Raw genomic sequence first — 20,366 nt, 5'->3', positions numbered from 1 at the left:
CTGACGCGGGTGGGGGGCGCCGACAGTGTTCTCATCAAACGCTCTCCACGCGTCGGGGGGGGTGCCGGGGCCGCCCCCCCCCCCCCCGGCGGGCGCCCGTTTTCCCGCAGGAGCCGGTTCCGCCGACAGGGCCCAGCCGAGCCCGGGCTGTCTTCCGGGCGGCAGATAGTGGCGGCACGAACTTCCTTCGCGTTGCGATGCTCTCAGGTCGAGTGGGGATGTGCTCCACTTAATCGTCACACTGTGTAGTCAATCGGATGTCTGATGTCGTGCAAGGCTGTCGGGAGCTCCTGGCATCGCTCCCATCCTGTCTCTCGGTCTCTCGGGAAGGTTCGTGAGGCTTACGGATTCGGCCCGGCCGGAGCGGCCCTTCGCGACGCGCTCCCCACGACACCGTGAAGGGGCCCCCGCGCAGAGACACCCCGCCTACCCAGGCGGCACTCCACAACGGTGACGGCGCACGTCGCCGACAACGACCGCGAACAGGAAGACCCATGAGAAATCCGCTGTCCGCCAGAGCTTCGGCTATCGCCGCGGCGAGCGTGCTCGTCTGCTCGGTGTTCACAGGCATCGGCGCAGCACCGGCCGGGGCCGTACCCGCCGGCCGGGCCCTCGCCGCGCAGGTGGCGTTCTGGGCGGGGCAGGAGGTCCAGCCGTGTCTGGCGGAGGACCCGCTGACCTGTCCGCGGGACCTCAGCGCGTTCACCGACACCGTGTGGAACACCCTGGCCGCCGGCCACAGCCCGCTCTACCTCGACCTCGTGTACGGCTCGGACTTCGGCCCCGCGCTGCCGGGCGAGAACCAGCGCACCGACGCTCTGGCCCTGGTCGAGCAGGCGAACACCCGCGGCGTGCCGGTCAGCGCCTGGATCACCGTGCCGCTGTCGGACGGCACCTTCGACACCGAGCAGAACGCCGCCCTCGTCCAGAGCGCCGTCGAGGACTTCCACGTCTGGTCGCTCGCCCACGACCTCCAGTTCTCCCAGGCCGTACTCGACCTGGAATCCCCCACCGGCGACCAGGCCGTGGCCCAGGCCCTCACCCAGAAGGACCTGACCGGCTTCAATGCCCTGCTGAACGCCAATAGCCTCGACCCCGCCGCACAGTGCCGCGCGATCCACACCTACGCCGACACCATCGCCTGGGCGCACCAGAACGGGATGCGGATCTCGGGCTCGCCCGTGCCCTACGCGCTGGACGACCTCGACAACGGCAGCATCGCCCTGCAGGCCGCGCTCGGCATCACGGCGTTCCCGCCGACCGGCTACGACCAGTACTTCCTTCAGGCCTACCGCGCCTTCGGGATCGACCTGGGATCCGGCTACGTGGCGTCCTACTTCACCGACATCCAGCGCTACTTCGGCACCGCGGGACAGGTCACCATCGGCAATGCCGGGATCCCGCCGTACGACAACCTCACCACCGTCGTCGACGACATCAGAATGCTCACCGGCCTCGGTGCCACCACCATCCCGGTGTTCGACCTCGAAGGCACCGTCAAGGCCTTCGGCGCCGACGGCGTGAGCGCCCTCGTCCAGGCCGGCCACAACCCCATGACCGGCAGCGAACTCACCGCCGCCACCCAGATGTCCGTGACCGGCGCCGCCGCACGCGCCCTCTTCCACACCCTCGACACGGCCGCCACCACCGCAACCCCCCTCACCACCGGACACCAGCCCAACCCCTACCCCGGTGCCTGCATGTAGTACCGGCACCGGCCCGTGGGCAGTGGGGCGCTGACGGCTCGCAACGGCTGCCGGAAGTCCTGATCCCGGAGCGTGGGTGAGGTGCGGCTCAGACGGACACCGGGCCCGCCGCAGCGGGCCCGGTGTCCGGTGATGCGAGGAGTCGACACAGGGCGAGGACGACGTCCCGGGGCGACGCGCCGCCGCGGCTCACGCGGTGACCTTGGCGACGAAGGCGGCGAGGTTGACCGCGGTGCGGCGGATCTTCTCCTCGACGGTGAGCGACTCGTGCAGCCGGGTGCCGGTCTCCCGCTTGCCGCGCACGTAGAGCGAGCAGGCGAGGTCGCTGCACATGTAGGCGCCGACGGAGTTGCCCTGCTTGCCGGCCTTCCCGGCCAGGGGCGCGACCAGCAGCGAGACGCCTCCGGTGTGGGTGGTCACGCACAGCGAACAGATGCTGCGGCGGGCCTGCCAGGAGGCGGCGCCGGAGGAGCGCAGCGCGACCGCCACCACGCGGCCGCCCGACTCGGCGGCGAGATAGGCGCGATCGGGCGCCTGCGGGTCGCGCCACCCGAGGAAGTCCAGGTCGTCCCAGGGCTGTTCGGCCAGGTCGCGGGGGATGTGCAGTCGCTTCGCCTCGCCCTTGGTGCAGTTCACGAAGGCGGCACGGATCTCTTGCTCGGTCAACGGCTTCATAGGAGTCAACGTAAATTACCTAGGACTATTAGGCAAATGTATAATGGCCTCAGTCGATCGGAGGGAAGGCCATGGCGCGCGTAGGACTGAACGCGGAACGACTCGCCCGGGCGGGAGCGGAACTGGCCGACGAGGTCGGCTTCGACAAGGTCACGGTCTCGGCGCTGGCACGACACTTCGGCGTCAAGGACGCGAGCCTGTACTCGCACGTCAAGAACTCCCAGGACCTCAAGACCAGGATCGCCCTGCTCGCACTCGAGGAACTCGCCGACCGGGTCGCCGCCGCCCTGGCCGGACGCGCCGGCAAGGACGCCCTGGCCGCCTTCGCCAACGCCTACCGCGACTACGCCCGCGAACACCCCGGTCGCTACGCCGCCGCGCAGCTCGAACTCGACCCCGAGACCGCGCGCGCCAGCGCCGGCGTCCGGCACTCCCAGATGACGCGCGCGATCCTGCGCGGCTACGACCTCGCGGAACCCGACGAGACCGACGCCGTCCGGCTGCTCGGCAGCACCTTCCACGGCTACGTGGCCCTGGAACGGGCCGGGAGCTTCCAGCACACCCCGCGCGGCACCGAGGACACCTGGGCGCGCATCCTCGACGCCCTCGACGCACTGCTGCGCAACTGGCCGGCGGCCTGACCGCCCGCTCCGCGCGGCTCCGCGCGGATCCGACGGCCGGGGCCGGCCCCGGGGTGCGGCCAGGTGACCGTTCCCGCCCGGGACTGCGGGCGGCGGAGCCCGTCCGGCGGGAGAATTGAGGTCGACCAGGCCGCCCGGGCCCTGTGCAGCGGCGGGAGGAAGGTGGTCCGTGAACGTCGTGCTGAGCGAGGTGGCGCCGCTGGCCCTGGCCATCGCGTTGTCGCCGTTGCCGATCGTGCCGGCGCTCCTCCTGCTGTTCACTCCCCGGCCCAGGGCCACGGCCGGAGCCTTCCTGGCCGGGTGGGCGGCCGGAATCCTCGTGGCGGCGTCCGCGTTCACGGCACTCGCGGCCGTCATCGAGACCCGCGAGGAGACCCCCACCTGGGCGTCCTGGACCAAAGTCGTCCTCGGCGCGGTCCTCGTCCTGCTCGCCGGGCGGCAGTGGCTCTCCGGCGGCAAGAAAGGGACCCCGGCCTGGATGCGGAGCCTCACGGATGCCACGCCGGCCAAGGCCCTGCGGCTGGGTCTCCTGCTGTCGGGGGCCAACCCGAAGACCATCCTGCTGTCCGCGGCGGCAGGGCTGACCATCGGCTCCGCCGAACTGGGTCCGCCCCGTACGGTCATCGCCGTGGCGGTGTTCACCGCGCTCGCCGTCTCCACCGTCGTGCTTCCCGTGCTGCTCCACATCGCGCGGGGGGAGCGTGTCCTCACTCCGCTGGGCAGGGCCAGGACCTGGCTGGAGACCCATAACAGCACCGTCACCGCTGTGGTCCTCGCCGTGATCGGGGTGCTCCTCGTCATCGACGGTGCCAGCGGGCTGTGACCGGCGTGAGGGCCGCCTCGACGGCGGTCCCGCTCACCTGGACGGATGAGGGCCTGGGGCGGCTGCTGCGGCTGCTGCGGCTGGTCAGGCGTCCGGGACGACGGCGACCGGGCAGCGGACGTGGTGGATCGCGGCGTGTGCCACCGGGCCGAGGTGCGCGCCGAGAGGCATCCGCCGGACGTGGCGGCCGAGGACGACCAGCCGTGCCGTCTCCGACGCTTCCACCAGGACGATGGCGGCGTTGCCCCGGACGAGTTCGGACGTCACGGTCACCTGGGGGTAGCGGGCCAGCCAGAGGGCCAGGACGTCGGCGAACTGCTTCCGCTCGGAGGCGGACAGCTCCTTCTCCAGCCCTCCGATGGCGTCGAACGCCATGTACTCGCTGCCGGCCGGCGGCGCCCAGACGTGGACGATCCGCAGGGGGGCCGAGCGGTGGGCGGCCGCCTCGAAGGCGAACGCCAGGACGTCGTCCGGCGGATGTACGAGGTCGACGCCCACCAGGACGGGGTCGGTGGCGGCGCCCTGCTCGCCCTCACCGGCCCGGACCAGCACCACCGGGCAGGTGGCCCGGCGCAGCACCTCCTGGCTCACCGAGCCGACCAGGAAGCCGCGCACGGGCCCCAGCCCCCGGGAGCCGAGCACGAGCACGGCGGAGGTCCGGCCGGCGGCCACCAGCGCCTTGGCCGGGTCGTCGGGGACCTGGCGGGAGGAAACCTGGAGGCCGGCGTGCGCGGCGCGCAGCTCCGCCTCGCGGGCGGCCAGGGCGTCCCGGCTGCGGTTGTACACCTCGTTGGTGCCGACCGAGTCCCGCTTGGGCCAGGGCCAGGCCTGGAGGAGTTCGAGGGCGAGCCCGCGGCGCAGCGCCTCCCGGGCGGCCCACGCGGTGGCGGCGAGGCTCTCCGGCGAACCGTCGAAGCCCGCGACGACGGGACCGTCCACGGCGACGGGACCGTTCACGGTGACCTCCCAGCGGTCGGGTCCGGGCCGGTCAGGCCCGCTGTGGGTCGAGGGTGGCGGCGACCGTGGTCCATGCCGCGTCCCGCGGGTCGTACGTGGCCCGGGCGCCCCGGCCAGTATCGGCGGGAGCCGCTGCGGGCGCCTCCCGGCGCCTCCCGGCGCAGGGTGGCGCCCCGGGCGGTCCGGGCTCGGCTCGGGGGATCGGTCTGGGGAGCGTGGGCGGTCAGAGCGCGGGTCAGAGCGCGGGTCAGGCGCGCGGGGCGGGGTGCAGGGCGGCGAACAGGCCCCGTGTGCGCGTGCCGTCGGGCAGCTGCCAGGCGCCGCCGAGGTGGCCGGCGGTCTCCAGGGCGGGGAGGGCCGCGTCGTCGGCGGCGGGGTGCAGCACCCGGTGCAGGCGCAGGGTCGTGCCCCGGGGGGCCGTCAGCGAGGTGCCCTCCTGGTCGTCGTCGGCGGTGGTGGGGTTCAGGGGGGTGTCGCCGCGGTAGGAGCGGGTGACCTCCAGGTCGGGGGTGTCGCTGATGTTCTGGTCCTGGGCTTGGACCCGGCCCTCGATCAGGGCCGACAACTGGGCGACCAGCACCGGGTCGTGGCAGCCGTCGTAGGCCCAGCGCCGTCCCAGCTCGCCGTGCTCCATGGTGCCGACGAGCGCGTGTTCCGCCCCGTCGAGCGGGGCGCCGCGGTAGGTGAGCGGGACGAAGTAGGTGGCGGGGGCGGGGCCCGAGGTGTCGGTGACCACCATGAACTCGATGCCGACCTCGCCCTGGGGGTCGTCCAGCCGGAAGCCGCCGGCCTTGGCCAGGTCCGGGGCGCCCGAGCCGCCGCGGTACCAGGGCCGGGAGGGGAGCCAGGAGGCGAGCAGCTCCAGCTTGCTCGGCTGGAGGGTGGTGTGGTGGATGACGGACATGCCGGGGGTGCTCCTCCGTTGTACGAGTGCGATGGTCATACCCTCCCACCCGTGCGGGGCTGACGGGCAGGCAGGTTCCGCTGCGAGGTTCGTCGCCGTTCCGGCCTGGCCCTGGCCTTGGCCCAACTCGCCTCCCTGTCCTCGGTCGTCCACCGGCGGGCCTACCGCCCGGCGGCATCGTCGCGGCCGTCGGGCGGTAGGGCGTACCGGCACCAACTCGCCAGTCTGGCTGGAAAGATGGTTCCGGGTCGGCCGAACTTGCGATCTTTCGGACAAGCAGGCGATCAAGGTCTTGATCTGCTGCGGGGTCACCTTTAGATTGCAGTGCAATGTCACACTGAACCGACCGACACGGCGTGCCTGGGGGACCGGTGCCGGACACTGCACAGCAAGTACCGCACCAGAGCGCCGACAAGCTGCCCCGGGTGTTCTACCGGCTGGCACTGGGCGACGCCCTGTCCACGTACGGGAGCCAGCTCGACCTGGTGGCGCTCAGCCTGTTCGCCTACGAGGCGGCCGGGAACGCGCTCGGCACGGCCGGGTACCTGATCATCCGACTGGCCGGCGGCCTCGTCGGCGGGCTGGTCTCCGGGCGCCTGGTGGCCCGGACCGACCGGCGGCGGCTGATGACGGGCTGCGCGCTGGCCCAGGCGCTGGCCCTGGTCGTGGTGGCCCTCGCGCCCGTCCCCGCGCGCATCCCGGTGCTCTACTCGCTCGCGCTGGTCTTCGGCGGTGCGGCCGCGGTGTGCGCCGTCGCACTGCGGACCAGCATCCCGGAGATGGTCGGCTCCGAGCGCCGGGCCCGTGCCAACAGCCTGATGGCCAGCTGCCGTTCGGCCGCCATGGTGCTCGGCTTCGCCTCCGCCGGCGTGGTGGTGGCCTGGGCCGGGTTCCGCGCGGCGCTGCTCATCGACGCGTCCAGCTTCCTGGTGTTCGCGGCGGTGGTGCTCCGGCTGCCGCTGCGCACCCGGGCCGAGCCCGCCGAGCAGCCCGCCGCAGAACCGGCTGATGCCGCCGATCCCGCCGATTCCGCCGGGGGGACGAAGCGGCGCGGGAGCCGGTGGCAGGCGCTGATCGTCCTGCGGGCCGCCCCGGTGGTCGGCGCGATGGCGGCGATCCGGCTGCTGGACGCCTTCGGCTCGGCCGCGCACAACATCAGCCTGCCGGTCTTCGCCAACCAGCACTCTCCCGGCAACCCGGCCGCGCTGCTGGGCATGTTCTGGGCCACCTGGGCGGTCGGCAACCTCGGCGCCCAGCAACTGGTCTCCCGGCTCCTGCTGCGCCGGGGCATCGAACCGGGCGAGCGCGCCTTCGCCCTGGGCACCTGTCTGATGTCCGGCTGTTTCATCCTGGTCTTCACCGGGCTGCCGACCCCGCTGTTCCTGCTGGCGGCGATCGGCGCCGGGCTCGGCGACGGCTTCACCGAGATCTCGTACACCACCCGGATCCAGGCCCTCGCCGACGAACGGCGCGGCCAGGCCTTCGGGTTGCTGGCCTCCGCCGAGAACGTCGGCATGGGCACCGGGATGCTGCTGAGCGGATCGCTGCTGGCGCTGCTCAGCCCGCTGACCGTGGTCGGCGTCTCGCACGCCGTCCCGATCGTGCTGGCGCTCGGCTTCCTGGTCGTGGTCGCCCGGTCCCGCAAACGCTGAACCCCCCACCCCAACGCACCTGCCCCGACACAAGCACCGCGCCACCGGATCCGCCGGCGCCACCGCGCCGCAGGCACCAGCCCGATCCGCTCACCCTCCGTACCCCGGGGCGGTCCGTACCCGCGCGCCCCGGCACCGATCCGAAAGGTGCCGTACCTGATGAGCTCCACCGGTCCCGACCGCGCCCGGCTGCGTGCCCTGGAGGCCCGGCTGCTGCTGCGTCCCGAGGTCGCCGACTGCGCGCTGCTGCCGGTCGAGCGCGCCGACGGCCGCCGCGGGCTGCTGGCCTACCTGGTGCCCGCCGCCGACACCGACACCGCCGCGCTGCGCCGCCGGGCCGCTGCGGCCCTGCTGGACGCCGACCCGAGCGCCGAGGTGCACCTCCTGGACGGCATCGTCCGCACCCCGCAGGGCGAGCCCGACCGCGCCGCACTGGCGGCCGCCGCCGCCCGGCCGCCCGCCGAGCCCGGGCCAGCCCTGCGCCACCTGCGCGAACTCACCGCGCACTGGCGGCCGTTCGGCGACGCCGGGACGGCGGCGGGCCCCGCCCCGGACGGCCCGGCGGCCGCCCCCGAGGGCACCGGGACGGAGGCGGTCGGCGCCCCGCTGCCCGACCCGGCGCCGGACGCGCCCCGGACGCTGCCCGAGGCGCTGCTGCGCGCCGCCGAGCGGCACCCCGGGCGCGGCCTGCACCTGGTCCGGGCCGACGGCGGGGCGACCAGGCTGACCTACCGCCGACTGCTGGAGCAGGCCCGGGAGACCCTCGCCCTGCTGACCTCCGCAGGACTGCGGGCGGGCGACCGGGTGATCCTCCAAGTCCCCGACCCGGAGCGCTACTTCCCCACCCTGTGGGCCTGCCTGCTGGGCGGGGTGCAGCCGGTCACGGTGGCCCGCCCGCCGGCCTACGACGAGCGCAACCCCGTACTGGAGAAGCTCTGGCACGCCTGGCAGACCCTGGAGGAGCCGCCGGTGCTCGCCTGCGGCCCGGCGGTGGCGGGCCTGGCACGGCTCGGGGAGCTCTACCCGGCGCCCGGCCTGCGGGTCATCGCGGTCGACCACCGGCCCGCCAATACCGATGCCGCCACCGACACCGGCGCCGCGCCCGACACCATCGGCGTGCCCGACACCGGCACCATCGGCGCGCCCGGCGCCGAGCACGCCCCGGACCCCGGCGACGTCGCGATCCTCCAGCTGTCCTCCGGCAGCACCGGCCGGTCCAAGGCGGTGCAGATCACCCACCGCGGCATCCTGGAGTACGTGGCCGGCGCCGCCTCCCAGGGCAGTTCGCCCGAGGACGTCACCGTCAACTGGCTGCCGCTGGACCACGTCGCCGGGCTGCTGATGTTCCACCTGCGGGACGTGGCGCTGGCCGCCGACCAGGTGCAGGTGCCCACCGAACTCGTGCTCGCCGACCCACTGGTCTGGCTGGACACGCTGGAGCGCTACCGGGGCGCGCACTCCTGGTCGCCCAACTTCGGCTTCCGGCTGGTCGCCGAGGCGGTCCGGGCCGCCGGTCCCGGCCGGCACTGGGACCTCTCCGCGCTCAAGTCGCTGATCAACGCCGGGGAGCAGTGCACCGAGGCGGTGCTGGACGAATTCCTGGCCGCCACCGGGCCGTTCGGCGTTCGCGCGGACCACGTCCTGCTCGGCTGGGGCATGGCCGAGACCTGCACCGTGATCACCTACAAGCGCTACCACGAGGACGGCGCCCGCCGCCTGGTGCGCACCGACTCGCTGAGCGGCCGGCTGGAGCCCGCCGACCCGGCCTCGCACGAGCGCGGCACCGGCTTCCTCAGCATGGGGCGTCCCGCGCCCGGCACCCGGATGCGGGTGGCGGGCGAGGACGGCCGGGCCCTGCCCGAGCACTGGGTCGGCCGGCTCCAGGTCAACTCCGGCCGGGTGACCCCCGGTTACCTGAACAACCCGGCCGCCGACCGGGAGTCCTTCGTCGGCGACGGCTGGTTCGACACCGGAGACCTGGCCTTCCTGGCCGACGGGGAGGTGGTGCTCACCGGCCGTCGCAAGGAGATCATCATCGTCAACGGGGTGCACTACTTCTGCCACGAGCTGGAGGACGTGGTGGCCTCGGTGGCGGGGGTGCGCTCCGGGCACGTCGCCGCCTTCGGGGTCCCGGACGACCGCACCGGCACCGAGCAACTGGTGGTCGTCTACGTGCCGAACGACCAGGACGCCCCCGCACCGCCCGTGGCCGCCGAGGTCCGGCGGCTGCTGGCCGCCCGTAGGCAGCCCGCCCCCGCTCTGGTGCTGCCGGTGCCGCCGTCGGAGTTCCCGCGCACCACCAGCGGCAAGATCCAGCGCACCGCGCTGCGCCGGCGGCTGCTCGACGGCGAACTCGACGAGCACATCGTGGCCCTGGACCTGGCGGAGGCGAACTCCCGGACCCTGCCGGACTGCGTGCGCCGACTCGCCTGGGAACCCCGCCCGGTGCCGGAGGCCCCGGCGGCCGGAACGGTCCCGGTCGACGGGGCTCCGGTGGGGCCGACCCTGCTGCTCGGCCCCGCCGGCCCCGGCACCCTCGCCGAGGCGCTGCGCGCCGCCCTGCCGCAGGCCGTGGTGGTGGACCGGCCGCCGACCACCGACCCGGGGGAGTGGCTGCGGGCGCTCGGCGAGGAGCGCCCCGCGCGGGTGGTGCACCTGTGGGGCGCGGGGCCCGAGGACGCGCCGCGGCCCTCGGACGCGGCGGCGCGGGACGAAGCGCTGCTCGCCCTGCTGCGGGCCCTGGCCGGCCGGCCGCCGATCGGCGAGCTGGTCACCGTCAGTGCCGGGCTGCATGCCGTGCTGCCCGGTGAACTCCCGGACCCGAGCGCGGAGTTGACGGCGGCGCTGACCGCCGGAGCCCGGGCCGAGCAATTGGTGCCGGCCGCCCGGCACATCGACCTGCCGGCGGGCGCACCGGCCGCCGAGCAGGCCGCCGCGCTGCTCGCCCTGCTGGCCGAGCCCCGGCCGGAGCCGGAGTGCGCCTGGCGCGAGGGCCGCCCGTGGGTGCCCCGGCTGGGACCGGCCGAGACCGTAAGCGGTACCGCCACCGCCCCCGACGTCGGTACCGCAGCCGAGGGCTGCTCACTGCTCACCCCCGGCGCCCGCTACCTGGTCACCGGCGGCCTCGGCGGGATCGCCGCCGAGCTGCTGCCCGGCCTGCTCCGCGACCACGGCTCCCGGCTGCTCGTGATCGGCCGCACCGACCTGGACGCGCCGACCGCCGAGGCGGCCGAGCGCCGCGCGGCGCTGCACCGGCTGTCCTCCTACGGCGGCCGGGTCGACTACCGCCGCGCCGACGTGACGGACCCCGAGCAGCTGGCGGAGGTGGTCGCCGAGGCCGAACGGGACTGGCAGGCGCCGCTGGACGGCGTGCTCCACCTGGCCGGCAGCTACCGGCTCGCACTGTTCGCGGACACCGGCCCCGACGGCTGGCGCGAGGCGGTGCGCGCCAAGACGACCGGCACGGACCACCTCGTCGAGCTGGTCCGGAAGCGGCCCGGCGCCCAGTTCGTCGGCTTCTCCTCGATGGTCGGCTTCCAGGAGGCCGTCGGCTCCACGGCGTACGCCGCCGCCAACCGCTACCTGGAGAGCGCCGTCGAACGGCTGCACCGGGAGACCGGGGCCCCGGCCTGGACGATCTCCTGGGGCCTGTGGAGCGGGGTCGGCATGAACCGCGCCGCCGACCACGAGCAGGCCGCCGCCGACCGGGGCATCGCCGTGCTGAGCGCCGCGCACGGCCGCCGACTCGCCTCGCTGCTGCTGGCCGCCGCCCCGGGCCGCTGGTACGCCGGGCCCGACCCGAGCGCCCCCGCCGCGCGCCGCCGCCTGCTGGCCACTGCACCGCGACCGGTCCGCGAAGCGCCTGCCGCACGGCCCGCCGGACGGCCGGCCGACGAGCGGGCCGACGAGCGGGCCACCGCACCGGCCGCAGCCGTACCGCCTGGCCCTGGCAGTCCTGCCCACGCCGCCCCCACCCCTGCCACCGCCGAGCTGCGCCGGGCCGTCCTGGACGCCTTCGAGGCCGTCCTCGACACCCCGCTCGACCCTGGCCGCCCGCTCGCCGAACTCGGCATCGGATCGCTCCAGTTGATGCGGGTGCACGGCGCGCTCGGTGCCGTCCTGCCGGCGCCCCCGGCGCCCACCGAGCTGTTCCGGCACCCCACCGTGGACGCCCTGATCGCGCACCTGACCGAAGTGCCCACCGCGTCCACCGCAGCCACGGCCGCCACCGCCGCGCCCGGCGGCGACCGCCGGGTGGCCATCGTCGGCCTGGCCCTGCGCTTCCCCGGCGCCGACAGCCCCGACCAGTACTGGCGCAACATCGTCGACGGCGTCCGCAGCACCACCCGGTTCACCGAGGACGAGCTGGCGGCGGCCGGCCTGCGCCCGGCGGAGTACCGCCACCCCGACTTCGTCCCGGTGACCGGCGCGCTGCCGGACACCGACCACTTCGACGCCGAGGCCTTCGGCATCAGCGGCACCGAGGCGGCGCTGATGGACCCCCAGCAGCGCCTGCTGCTGGAGATCTGCCGGCAGGCCCTGGAGGACGGCGGCTACGACGCCCCGGACCCGCGCCGCCGGGTCGGGGTCTTCGCCGGCACCGGCATGACCCTGTACGCGCTGCGCAACTACTACCAGCACACCCTGGCCGCCACCGCCGACCCGGCCGAGCCGGTGGCCGCGCTGCAGACCGCGATCGGCAACCAGGCCGACTTCGCCGCCACCAGGGTCGCCTACCGGCTGGGCCTGACCGGGCCGGCGATCGGCGTGCAGACCGCCTGCTCGACCTCGTTGGTCGCGGTCCACCTCGCGGTGCAGTCACTGCTGGCGGGCGACTGCGACCTGGCACTGGCCGGGGCCGCCGCCCTGCACACCCCGCAGGCCGCCGGATACCGCTACGAGGAGGGGTCGATCCTCTCCCCGGACGGCGCCTGCCGGGCCTTCGACGCGGCGGCCGGCGGCACGGTCGGCGGCAACGGCGTCGCGGCCGTCCTGCTCAAGCGCCTGGACCGGGCGCTGGCGGACGGCGACACCGTGCACGGCGTGATCCTCGGCTCGGCCGTCAACAACGACGGCGGGCTCAAGGTCGGCTACACCGCGCCCAGCGTGGACGGGCAGGCGGCCGTGGTCGGCCGGGCCCTGGACCTGGCCGGGGTGCCGGCCGAGAGCGTCGGCTACATCGAGGCGCACGGCACCGGCACCCCGCTCGGCGACCCGATCGAGTTCCGGGCGCTGGCCCAGGCGTTCCGCGCCCGCACCGAGGCCGCCGACTTCTGCTCGCTCGGCTCGGTGAAGCCCAACATCGGCCACCTGGACACCTGCGCGGGAATGGCGGGGCTGATCAAGGCCCTGCTAGTGCTGCGGCACGGCACGATCCCGCCGCTGGTCAACTTCAGCCGCCCCAACCCTGCGCTGGAACTGGACGGAAGCCCGTTCCGGCTCTCCGCCGAGCGCCGGGACTGGCCGGCCGGCCCCACCCCGCGCCGGGCCGGGGTCAGCGCGCTGGGCGTCGGCGGCACCAACGCCCACCTGGTGCTGGAGGAGGCGCCGGCGGCCGCAACCGGCATCGCCGACCCGCGCCCCGCCCCGACCGTGCTGCCGCTGTCCGCCCGCACCGAGCAGGGCCTGACCGCCCTGGCCGGCCTGCTCCGCGACCGGCTGGCCGCCGGGCCCGCCCCCGCCCCCGGCGACCTGCCGCTCACTCTCGGCGGCGGCCGCCGCGCGCTGCGCCACCGCCTCGCCGTCACCGGCGCCGACCCCGACGAGCTGCGCCGGGGCCTGGAGGCCCACTTGGCGGGCCGTACCTCCGGCGCCGTGCCCGTTGCGGGCCGCGCCTCCGGTGCCGTACCGGTTGCGGGCCGTACCTCCGGCGCCGCGCCCGTCCACCGCGAGGCCCGGCGCGGCGACGTGCAGCCGGTGCTGCTGTTCACCGGCCAGGGCGCCCAGTACCGGGGCATGGCCGCCGAACTCCACCGCGCCTTCCCGGTCTTCCGGGCCGTGCTGGACGAGTGCGACCGGCTGCACCGCGACGCCTGGGGCGAGCCGCTGCTGCCGCTGCTGCTCGACGCCGTGCCCGAGGGAGCCGACGACGCCTGGACCACCGAGGCGGCGCAGCCCGCGCTGTTCGCCCTGCAAGCGGCCTACCTGCGGCTCTGGCAGGAGCTCGGGCTCCGTCCGGCCGCGGTCGCCGGGCACAGCGCCGGCGAGTACGCGGCCTTCCACGCGGCGGGCGCGCTCGACCTCGCCGACGGGATGTTCCTCACCGCGGTGCGCGGACGGCTGATGCACCGGGCGACCGAGCCCGGCGCCATGACGGCGGTGATGGCCGGCCCGCAGCGGCTCGCCGCATTCGGCGACTGGCTGCCCGGGGTGGAGTTGGCCGTGGTCAATGGCGCCGGCCAGTGCGTGCTGGCCGGAGCGCCGCGCGAGATCGCGGCAGCCGAGGCCGTGCTGGCCGCCGACGGTGTGACCACCGAACGGCTTGCCACCGACCGGGCCTTCCACTCCCGGCTGCTCGACCCGGTGCTCGACCCGTTCCGCGGGCAGCTCGCCCGGCTGCGCCTGCGGCCGCTGACCGTACCGCTGGTGAGCAACCTGGGCGGCGAGGTGCTGGCCCCCGGCACCGTGCCGACGCCCGACTACTTTGTCCGGCAGACCCGGGAGACCGCGCGCTTCGACCTGGTCCTGGCCGCCCTGGACGGGCAGGGCCACGAGCTCTTCCTTGAGCTCGGCCCGCACCCGACGCTCACCGGCATGGGCCGCCGGGAGCTGCCGCACCGCCACTTCGTGGCCGGCGCCCGGCGCGGCGCACCGCCGGAGCGGCAGTTCGGCGTCGCGGCCGCCGCGTTGTGGTCCCACGGCGTCCCGCTCGACTGGGCGCGCTTCGCCGCCGCCCGCGACTGGCCGGACGGCCCGGCCCGCCGCGTACCCCTGCCGACCACCGTCTTCCAGCGCCGCCGCCACTGGTTCACCGCCCCCGACCGGCCGACCACCGAGGACTCCGCCATGCACCAGGCACCGCCGCCCCAGCAGCCCGTTCCGCCGTCGGCCATACCCGAGGCCGCGTCGGCACCCGGCCCGGCGCCCGCCGCAGTGACGCCCGTATCGGCGCCCGCAGCGAGCCCCGAGCAACTGGCCGAGGAGGCCGTGCTGCGCCAGGTGCTGGAGCAGACGGCCCGCCAGCTCGGCCACGACGAGGGGTCGGTCGGAGCCGACGAGCCCTTCTTCGACCTCGGCGCCGACTCGCTCTCGATGATCAACATGATCCGGGACCTGGAGCGGACCTTCCGGGTACGGGTCTCGATGCGCGAACTGTTCGAGGCGGCGGACACCCCGGCCCGGCTGGCCGGGCTGATCGCCGGCCGGCTGGAGCCCGCCGTCCGGGACGCGCTGCTGCCGGCCGCCGTGCCCGAGCCGGCGGCGGCTCCGGCACCGGTCCCTGCCGCCGCCCCTGTTTCCGCCCCGGAAGCGGCGTCGATTCCGGCTCCGGCAGCCCCGCCCCAGGCGGTCGCGGCAGCCGCCCTCCCCACGCCGCCCGCTCCGCCCGTCCCGCCCGCGCCGACGGCACCGCCCGTGCTCGCCCCGGTGGCCGACGGCACTGGCCTGATCGAGCGCCAGCTCGCCCTGCTCGGCCAGTTCTCCGACCTGATGCGCGACCAGCTCGGCCTGTTGGCCGGGACCGGGACGGCGCCGTCCGCGCTCCCCGGGGCTGCCGCTCCTGTCCCCCTGCCGCAGGCCGTCACCCCCGCCGGCAATGCCCCCGCCGTCACCCCGGTCGCCGCCGCACCCGCCCCCGCGCCGGCCACCCCGCCCGCCCCGCAGGTACACGGCCCCCGGGTGACCGTCTCCCGGGAGTCCGGCATGGCCTCCGGCGGCCTGACCGAGCAGCAGCGCGCCCACGTGGACGAGCTGGTCGCCCGCTTCACCGCCCGGACCGCCGCCTCCAAGGCGGTCACCCGCCGCCACCGGCGCACCCTCGCGGACAGCCGCGCCGTGGTCGGCTTCCGCTCCGCGACCAAGGAGATGCTCTACCCGCTCGCCGCCCGCCGGGCCCGGGGCTCCCGCCTGGAGGACCTCGACGGCAACACGTACGTCGACATCACCATGGGCTTCGGCGTCCTGCTGTTCGGCCACGACCCGGAGTTCGTCTCCGACGCCGTCCGCGAGCACCTGGCCGGCGGACTGCGGCTGGGCCCGCGCGGCCCGGAGACCGGTGAGGCCGCCGAACTGCTGGCCGAACTGACCGGCACCGAGCGGGTCGCGTTCGCCAACTCCGGCACCGAGGCGAACGCCGGGGCGATCCGGTTGGCCCGCGCGTACACCGGCCGGGACAAGATCGTCATGTTCGAGGGCTCCTACCACGGCCACTTCGACCACACCCTGGGCCGGACCGTGGGCCGCGGCGCCGACCGGGAGACCGTCCCGGTGTCGATCGGCATCCCCGGCAGCGCGGTCGCCGACCTCGTGGTGCTGCGGTACGGCGATCCGGAGAGCCTCCAGGTGATCGAGGAACTCGGCGACCGGATCGCCGCCGTGCTGGTCGAACCCGTCCAGAGCCGCCACCCGGGGCGCCAGCCGGTCGAGTTCGTCCGCTCGCTGCGCGAACTGACCGCCCGCCGCGGCATCGTGCTCATCTTCGACCAGATGCTCACCGGCTTCCGCCCGCACCTGCGCGGCGCCGAGGGCTTCTGGGGCGTGACCCCGGACGTCTCCACCTACGGCAAGGTGCTCGGCGGCGGCTACCCGATCGGTGCGATCGCCGGGCGCGCCGACATCCTGGACGGGATCGACGGCGGCCACTGGGACTACGGGGACGACAGCTACCCGCCCAAGGACACCACCTTCTTCGGCGGCACCTACATCCAGCACCCGCTGGCGATGACCGCCGCGGGCGCCGTGCTGCGCCACCTCAAGGAGTCCGGCCCCGGCTTGCAGGAGCGGCTGAACGCCCGCACCGACGAGCTGGCCGCGACCCTCAACGGGTTCTTCGAGGAGGAGGAGTTCCCGCTGCGGCTGGCCCACTTCGGCTCGCTGTTCCGGTTCGAGCCGCGGGCGGACATGGAACTGCTCTTCCCGCAACTGCTGACCCGCGGGGTCTACGTGTGGGAGTGGCGCAACTTCTTCCTCTCCACCGCGCACACCGACGGCGACCTGGAGTTCGTGGCCGACGCGGTCCGCGACTCGCTGCGCGACCTGCGGCGCGGCGGCTTCTTCCCGGCCTCGCCCGGGGTACGGCTCCCGGCCCCGCGCCCGGCGGCCGCACTGCCGGCGCCCGCGGCGGACGACCGTACAGGCACCGGCACCACCGGCGCCACGGGCACCGGCACCGGCCAGACCGGTACCGGCCACACCGAGCCCGCCGGGACGCCCTACCACCCGGTCAGCGACCCGCAGCGCCCCGTCGACTTCAGCCTCTACTTCTTCGGCGACTACCCCCTGGACTCCCCGGAGGACGAGAAGTACCGCATCGTCCTGGAGAGCGCCCGCTTCGCCGACCGGCACGACTTCCACGCCGTCTGGCTGCCGGAGCGCCACTTCCACTCCTTCGGCGGGATCTTCCCCAACCCCTCGGTGCTGGCCGCCGCGCTGGCCCGGGAGACCACCCGGATCCGGCTCAACGCGGGCTGCGCGGTCCTGCCGCTGCACCACCCCGTCCGGGTGGCCGAGGAGTGGTCGGTGGTCGACAACCTGTCCGGCGGCCGGGTCGGCCTGGGCTGCGCCAGCGGCTGGCACCCCAACGACTTCCTGTTCTTCCCCGAGAACTACAGCGGCCACAAGGAGCTGATGCACCAGCAGATCGACACCGTCCGGGCGCTGTGGCGCGGCGAGCCCTACCGGGGCCGCAACGGCAAGGGGGAGCCGATCGAGGTGACCCTGCACCCGCGCCCGCTGCAGGAGCAGCCGCCCATGTTCACCGCGATCGTCGGCAACCCGGACAGCTTCCGCGAGGCCGCCCGGCACGACCTGGGCATCATCACCAACCTGATGACCCAGGACGTCGCCCAGCTCGCCGAGAACGTCGCGCTCTACCGGCGCACCCGGGCCGAGCACGGCCTCGACCCGGAGGCCGGCCGGGTGGTCGTGCTCGTCCACACCTACCTGGGCGCCGACCTCGCCACCGCCCGCGAGCAGGCGTACCGCCCGTTCTGCCACTACCTGCGCTCCTCGCTCTCGCTGTTCGGGCAGATTGCCAACAGCCTCGGCCTGACGCTGGACTTCGAGAACACCCGCGAGGAGGACCTGGAGTTCGTGCTGGAGCGCGCCTACGAGCGGTACTGCGCCTCCCGCGCGCTGATCGGCACGCCGGAGAGCGTGCAGTCGGTGCTGGCCGAGCTGCGGGCGGCCGGCGCGGACGAGATCGCCTGCTTCGTGGACTTCGGGCTCGCCCCCGACCAGGTGGCCTCCGGCATGCCGCACATCGACGCCCTGCGCCGCTCCGCCCAGCGCGGCGCCCCGCTGTCCTACGCGCAGCAGCGGATGTGGTTCCTGCACCGGATGCTGCCCGACACCGGGCAGTACAACGAGGTCAAGGCCATCGAGCTGGACGGCCCGCTCGACCCGGCCGCACTCGACACCGCGCTGCGCGCGCTGGTCGAACGGCACGTCGGGCTGCGCACCGCCTTCCGCGAGCAGGACGGCGAACCGTTCCAGCAGGTGCTCCCGGTGCCCGAGGGCCCGCTGCTGGAGCGGGTCGCGGCCGACGGGCCCGAGCACGAGGCGGTGGCCGCGCTGGTCGCCGCCGAGGGCACCCGCCGCTTCGACCTGACCGAGGGCCCGCTGTTCCGGGCCCGGCTGCTGGAGACGGGGCCCGACCGGCAGGTCCTGGTGCTGTCGATGCACCACATCGTGATCGACACCCTGTCCACCGTGGTGATCACCCGGGAACTGGGCGAGCTGTACCGGGCCGCCCGGGAGCAGCGCCCCGCCCGGCTGCCGGTGCTCACCACCACGCCGGCCGCCGAAGCCGTCCGGGAGCGGGCCGCGGTGGCCGCCGGGGCGTACGACGAGAGCCTCGCGTACTGGCGCAAGGTGCTCGGCGGCGACCTGCCGGTGCTGGCCCTGCCGACCGACCGGCCGCGCCCGGCGGTGCCGGACGGCCGGGGCCGCTCCCACGTCCGTCAACTGCCCGCCGAACTCTCCGACGGCCTGCGGGACTTGGCCCGCAGCCGCCGCTCGACCCTGTTCATGGTGCTGCTCACCGCCTTCGCCGGGGTGCTGCAGCGCTACGGCGGCCAGGACGAGGTGGTGCTGGGCACCCCGGTGGCCAACCGGACCGAGGGCACCGAGGACCTGGTCGGCTTCTTCGTCAACACGCTGGCGCTGCGGCTGGACCTGTCCGGGGAGCCGGACTTCGCCGAGGCGCTGGACCGGGTCCGCTCCAGCGCGCTGGACGCCTACGAGCACCAGCAGCTGCCCTTCGAGGTCCTGGTCCAGGAGCTGAACCCGCAGCGGGACACCAGCCGCAACCCGATCTTCCAGGTCCTCGTCGAGTTCGAGAACCACGCCGTCTTCGAACTGGACCTGCCCGGGGTGACGGCCCGCCCGCTCGACGACGTGGTGGACCGCTCCGCCTTCGACCTGTCGCTCTTCCTCACCAACCTGCCGGACGGCATCCGCTGCCACGTCGAGTACGCCGAGGCCCTGTTCGACCGGGCCACGGTGGACCGGCTGTTCGACGCCTTCGAACGCCTGCTCACCGCCGCCGTCGCCGACCCGGCCCGCCCGCTCGCCGAGCTGACGGCCGCCCCGGCCGACCCCGCCCTGGAGTGCGGGCCCGAGGCGCAGCCGGCGCCCGCGCACCCGCTGGCGGCGGTGGCCGCCGTCGCGGCCGCCCGTCCGGACGCCCTCGCGGTGGTCGCCGCCGACGGCACCGGGACCGACTACCGGACGCTGCACGCCCGGGCCGGCGAACTGGCCGGCCGGCTGCTGGCCGCCGGGGTGCGGGAGGGCAACAGGGTGGGCGTGCTGCTGCCGCGCTCGCTGGACCAGGTGGCCGCGCTGCTGGCCGTGCTGCGCCTCGGCGCCGTCCACGTGCCGATCGACCCGTTGCAGGGCCCGGAGCGCTGCCGGCTGATCGCCGCGGACAGCGCGCCGACCGTGCTGCTCACCGCCTCGGACGCGGACCTGATGGGCCTGTCCCTGCCGACGGTCCTGACGGACACCGATGCCGATGCCGACGCTGTCGCCGCCTCCGCCGAACTGCCGCCGCTGCCCGCCCCCTCAGCGCAGGCCCCCGCGTACCTGCTGTACACCTCCGGCTCCACCGGCCGCCCCAAGGGCGTGCTGATGCACACCCTCGGCCTGTCCGCGCTGCTGGCCTGGAACGTCGCCGAGCACCCGGCCGCCCGCACCCTGCAGTACGCCTCCTGCGGGTTCGACGTCAGCGTCCAGGAGGTGCTGACCACGCTGGCCGGCGGCGGCACCCTGCTGCTGATCGAGGAGGAGACCCGCTACGACGTGACGGCGCTGGCCGCCGTGGTCCGCGCCACCCGGGCCGAGCGGCTGCACCTGCCGTACACCCCGCTGGCCGCGCTGGTCGACGCCCTCGGCGACGAACCGGTGCCCCACCTGCGCGAACTGATCACGGGCGGCGAGCAGTTGCTGCTCACCCCCGGGCTGCGGGCCTTCCTCGCCCGCAACCCCGGCTGCCGGCTGATCAACCACTACGGCCCCACCGAGACCCACGCCGTCACAGCCGGCGAGGTCGCCCCGGACGGACCGGACCACGCGCCGATCGGCCGCCCGGTGCCGGGCACCCGCATCCTGCTGCTGGACGCCGCCGGGCGCCCCGTCCCGCCCGGGGCGGTCGGCGAGATCCACGCGCTCGGCGTCCAGGTCGGGCTCGGCTACCCCGGCCGGGAGCAGGAGAGCGCCGCCGCCTTCACCGACACCCCGGACGGCCGCCGCTACCGCACCGGCGACCTCGGCCGCGGGCGGCCGGACGGCACCCTGGAGTAACGCGGCCGCGCCGCGCCCCCCGGGGATGGGGGGGGGGAACCGCTGGGGCCC

8 protein-coding genes are annotated in these 20,366 nt (G+C 75.1%); 5 read left to right on the top strand and 3 right to left on the bottom strand.

What is annotated here, in order from left to right; genetic code table 11:
* Nucleotides 1-494 precede the first annotated feature (494 nt).
* The gene (locus ACFV6D_RS13025) at nucleotides 495-1,706 is read left to right on the top strand and encodes a hypothetical protein (protein WP_380559630.1); all 1,212 of its coding nucleotides are present in this window, start codon (nucleotides 495-497) and stop codon (nucleotides 1,704-1,706) included.
* 189 nt (nucleotides 1,707-1,895) lie between these two features.
* Here ACFV6D_RS13025 and ACFV6D_RS13020 read toward each other — a convergent pair whose 3' ends face one another.
* On the bottom strand, nucleotides 1,896-2,381 hold the full coding sequence (locus tag ACFV6D_RS13020; RefSeq protein WP_380559628.1) for an FBP domain-containing protein: 486 nt from the start codon (nucleotides 2,379-2,381) through the stop codon (nucleotides 1,896-1,898).
* A 71-nt stretch (nucleotides 2,382-2,452) separates the two neighbouring features.
* Here ACFV6D_RS13020 and ACFV6D_RS13015 point away from each other — a divergent pair, with 71 nt between their 5' ends.
* Together ACFV6D_RS13015 and ACFV6D_RS13010 are read left to right on the top strand one after the other, a co-directional pair.
* On the top strand, nucleotides 2,453-3,022 hold the full coding sequence (locus tag ACFV6D_RS13015; RefSeq protein WP_380375761.1) for a TetR/AcrR family transcriptional regulator: 570 nt from the start codon (nucleotides 2,453-2,455) through the stop codon (nucleotides 3,020-3,022).
* 169 nt (nucleotides 3,023-3,191) lie between these two features.
* A complete protein-coding gene (locus ACFV6D_RS13010) occupies nucleotides 3,192-3,845 on the top strand; it encodes a GAP family protein (RefSeq protein ID WP_380375760.1) in 654 nt (217 codons plus the stop codon).
* 84 nt (nucleotides 3,846-3,929) lie between these two features.
* Here the strand turns inward: ACFV6D_RS13010 and ACFV6D_RS13005 are convergent, their stop codons facing one another.
* Both ACFV6D_RS13005 and ACFV6D_RS13000 read right to left on the bottom strand, forming a co-directional pair.
* Nucleotides 3,930-4,802, bottom strand: coding sequence for a universal stress protein (locus ACFV6D_RS13005; RefSeq protein WP_380424082.1), 873 nt, complete (start codon nucleotides 4,800-4,802; stop codon nucleotides 3,930-3,932).
* A 247-nt stretch (nucleotides 4,803-5,049) separates the two neighbouring features.
* Nucleotides 5,050-5,706, bottom strand: coding sequence for a 1,4-alpha-glucan branching protein (locus ACFV6D_RS13000; RefSeq protein WP_380559626.1), 657 nt, complete (start codon nucleotides 5,704-5,706; stop codon nucleotides 5,050-5,052).
* A gap of 371 nt (nucleotides 5,707-6,077) precedes the next feature.
* Between ACFV6D_RS13000 and ACFV6D_RS12995 the strand changes: the two genes are divergently transcribed.
* Together ACFV6D_RS12995 and ACFV6D_RS12990 are read left to right on the top strand one after the other, a co-directional pair.
* The gene (locus ACFV6D_RS12995; protein WP_380334179.1) at nucleotides 6,078-7,358 is read left to right on the top strand and encodes an MFS transporter; all 1,281 of its coding nucleotides are present in this window, start codon (nucleotides 6,078-6,080) and stop codon (nucleotides 7,356-7,358) included.
* A 159-nt stretch (nucleotides 7,359-7,517) separates the two neighbouring features.
* Entirely contained in the window at nucleotides 7,518-20,315 is a 12,798-nt protein-coding gene (locus tag ACFV6D_RS12990; protein WP_380559624.1) for a MupA/Atu3671 family FMN-dependent luciferase-like monooxygenase, read from the top strand.
* Nucleotides 20,316-20,366 lie beyond the last annotated feature (51 nt).

It is taken from the genome of Kitasatospora sp. NPDC059812 (genome assembly GCF_042732075.1).
In the GTDB taxonomy this organism is placed as follows: Bacteria; Actinomycetota; Actinomycetes; order Streptomycetales; family Streptomycetaceae; genus Kitasatospora.
Note: the sequence above shows the minus strand (reverse complement) of the source record. Positions and strands in the feature narration are given on the sequence as shown.

Bases quoted from the DNA above. Each gene is read 5' to 3' on its own strand.
- ACFV6D_RS13015 (WP_380375761.1), top strand. From the start codon at position 2,453: ATGGCGCGCGTAGGACTGAACGCGGAACGACTCGCCCGGGCGGGAGCG.
- ACFV6D_RS13000 (WP_380559626.1), bottom strand. From the start codon at position 5,706: ATGTCCGTCATCCACCACACCACCCTCCAGCCGAGCAAGCTGGAGCTG.
- ACFV6D_RS13025 (WP_380559630.1), top strand. From the start codon at position 495: ATGAGAAATCCGCTGTCCGCCAGAGCTTCGGCTATCGCCGCGGCGAGC.
- ACFV6D_RS12990 (WP_380559624.1), top strand. From the start codon at position 7,518: ATGAGCTCCACCGGTCCCGACCGCGCCCGGCTGCGTGCCCTGGAGGCC.
- ACFV6D_RS13020 (WP_380559628.1), bottom strand. From the start codon at position 2,381: ATGAAGCCGTTGACCGAGCAAGAGATCCGTGCCGCCTTCGTGAACTGC.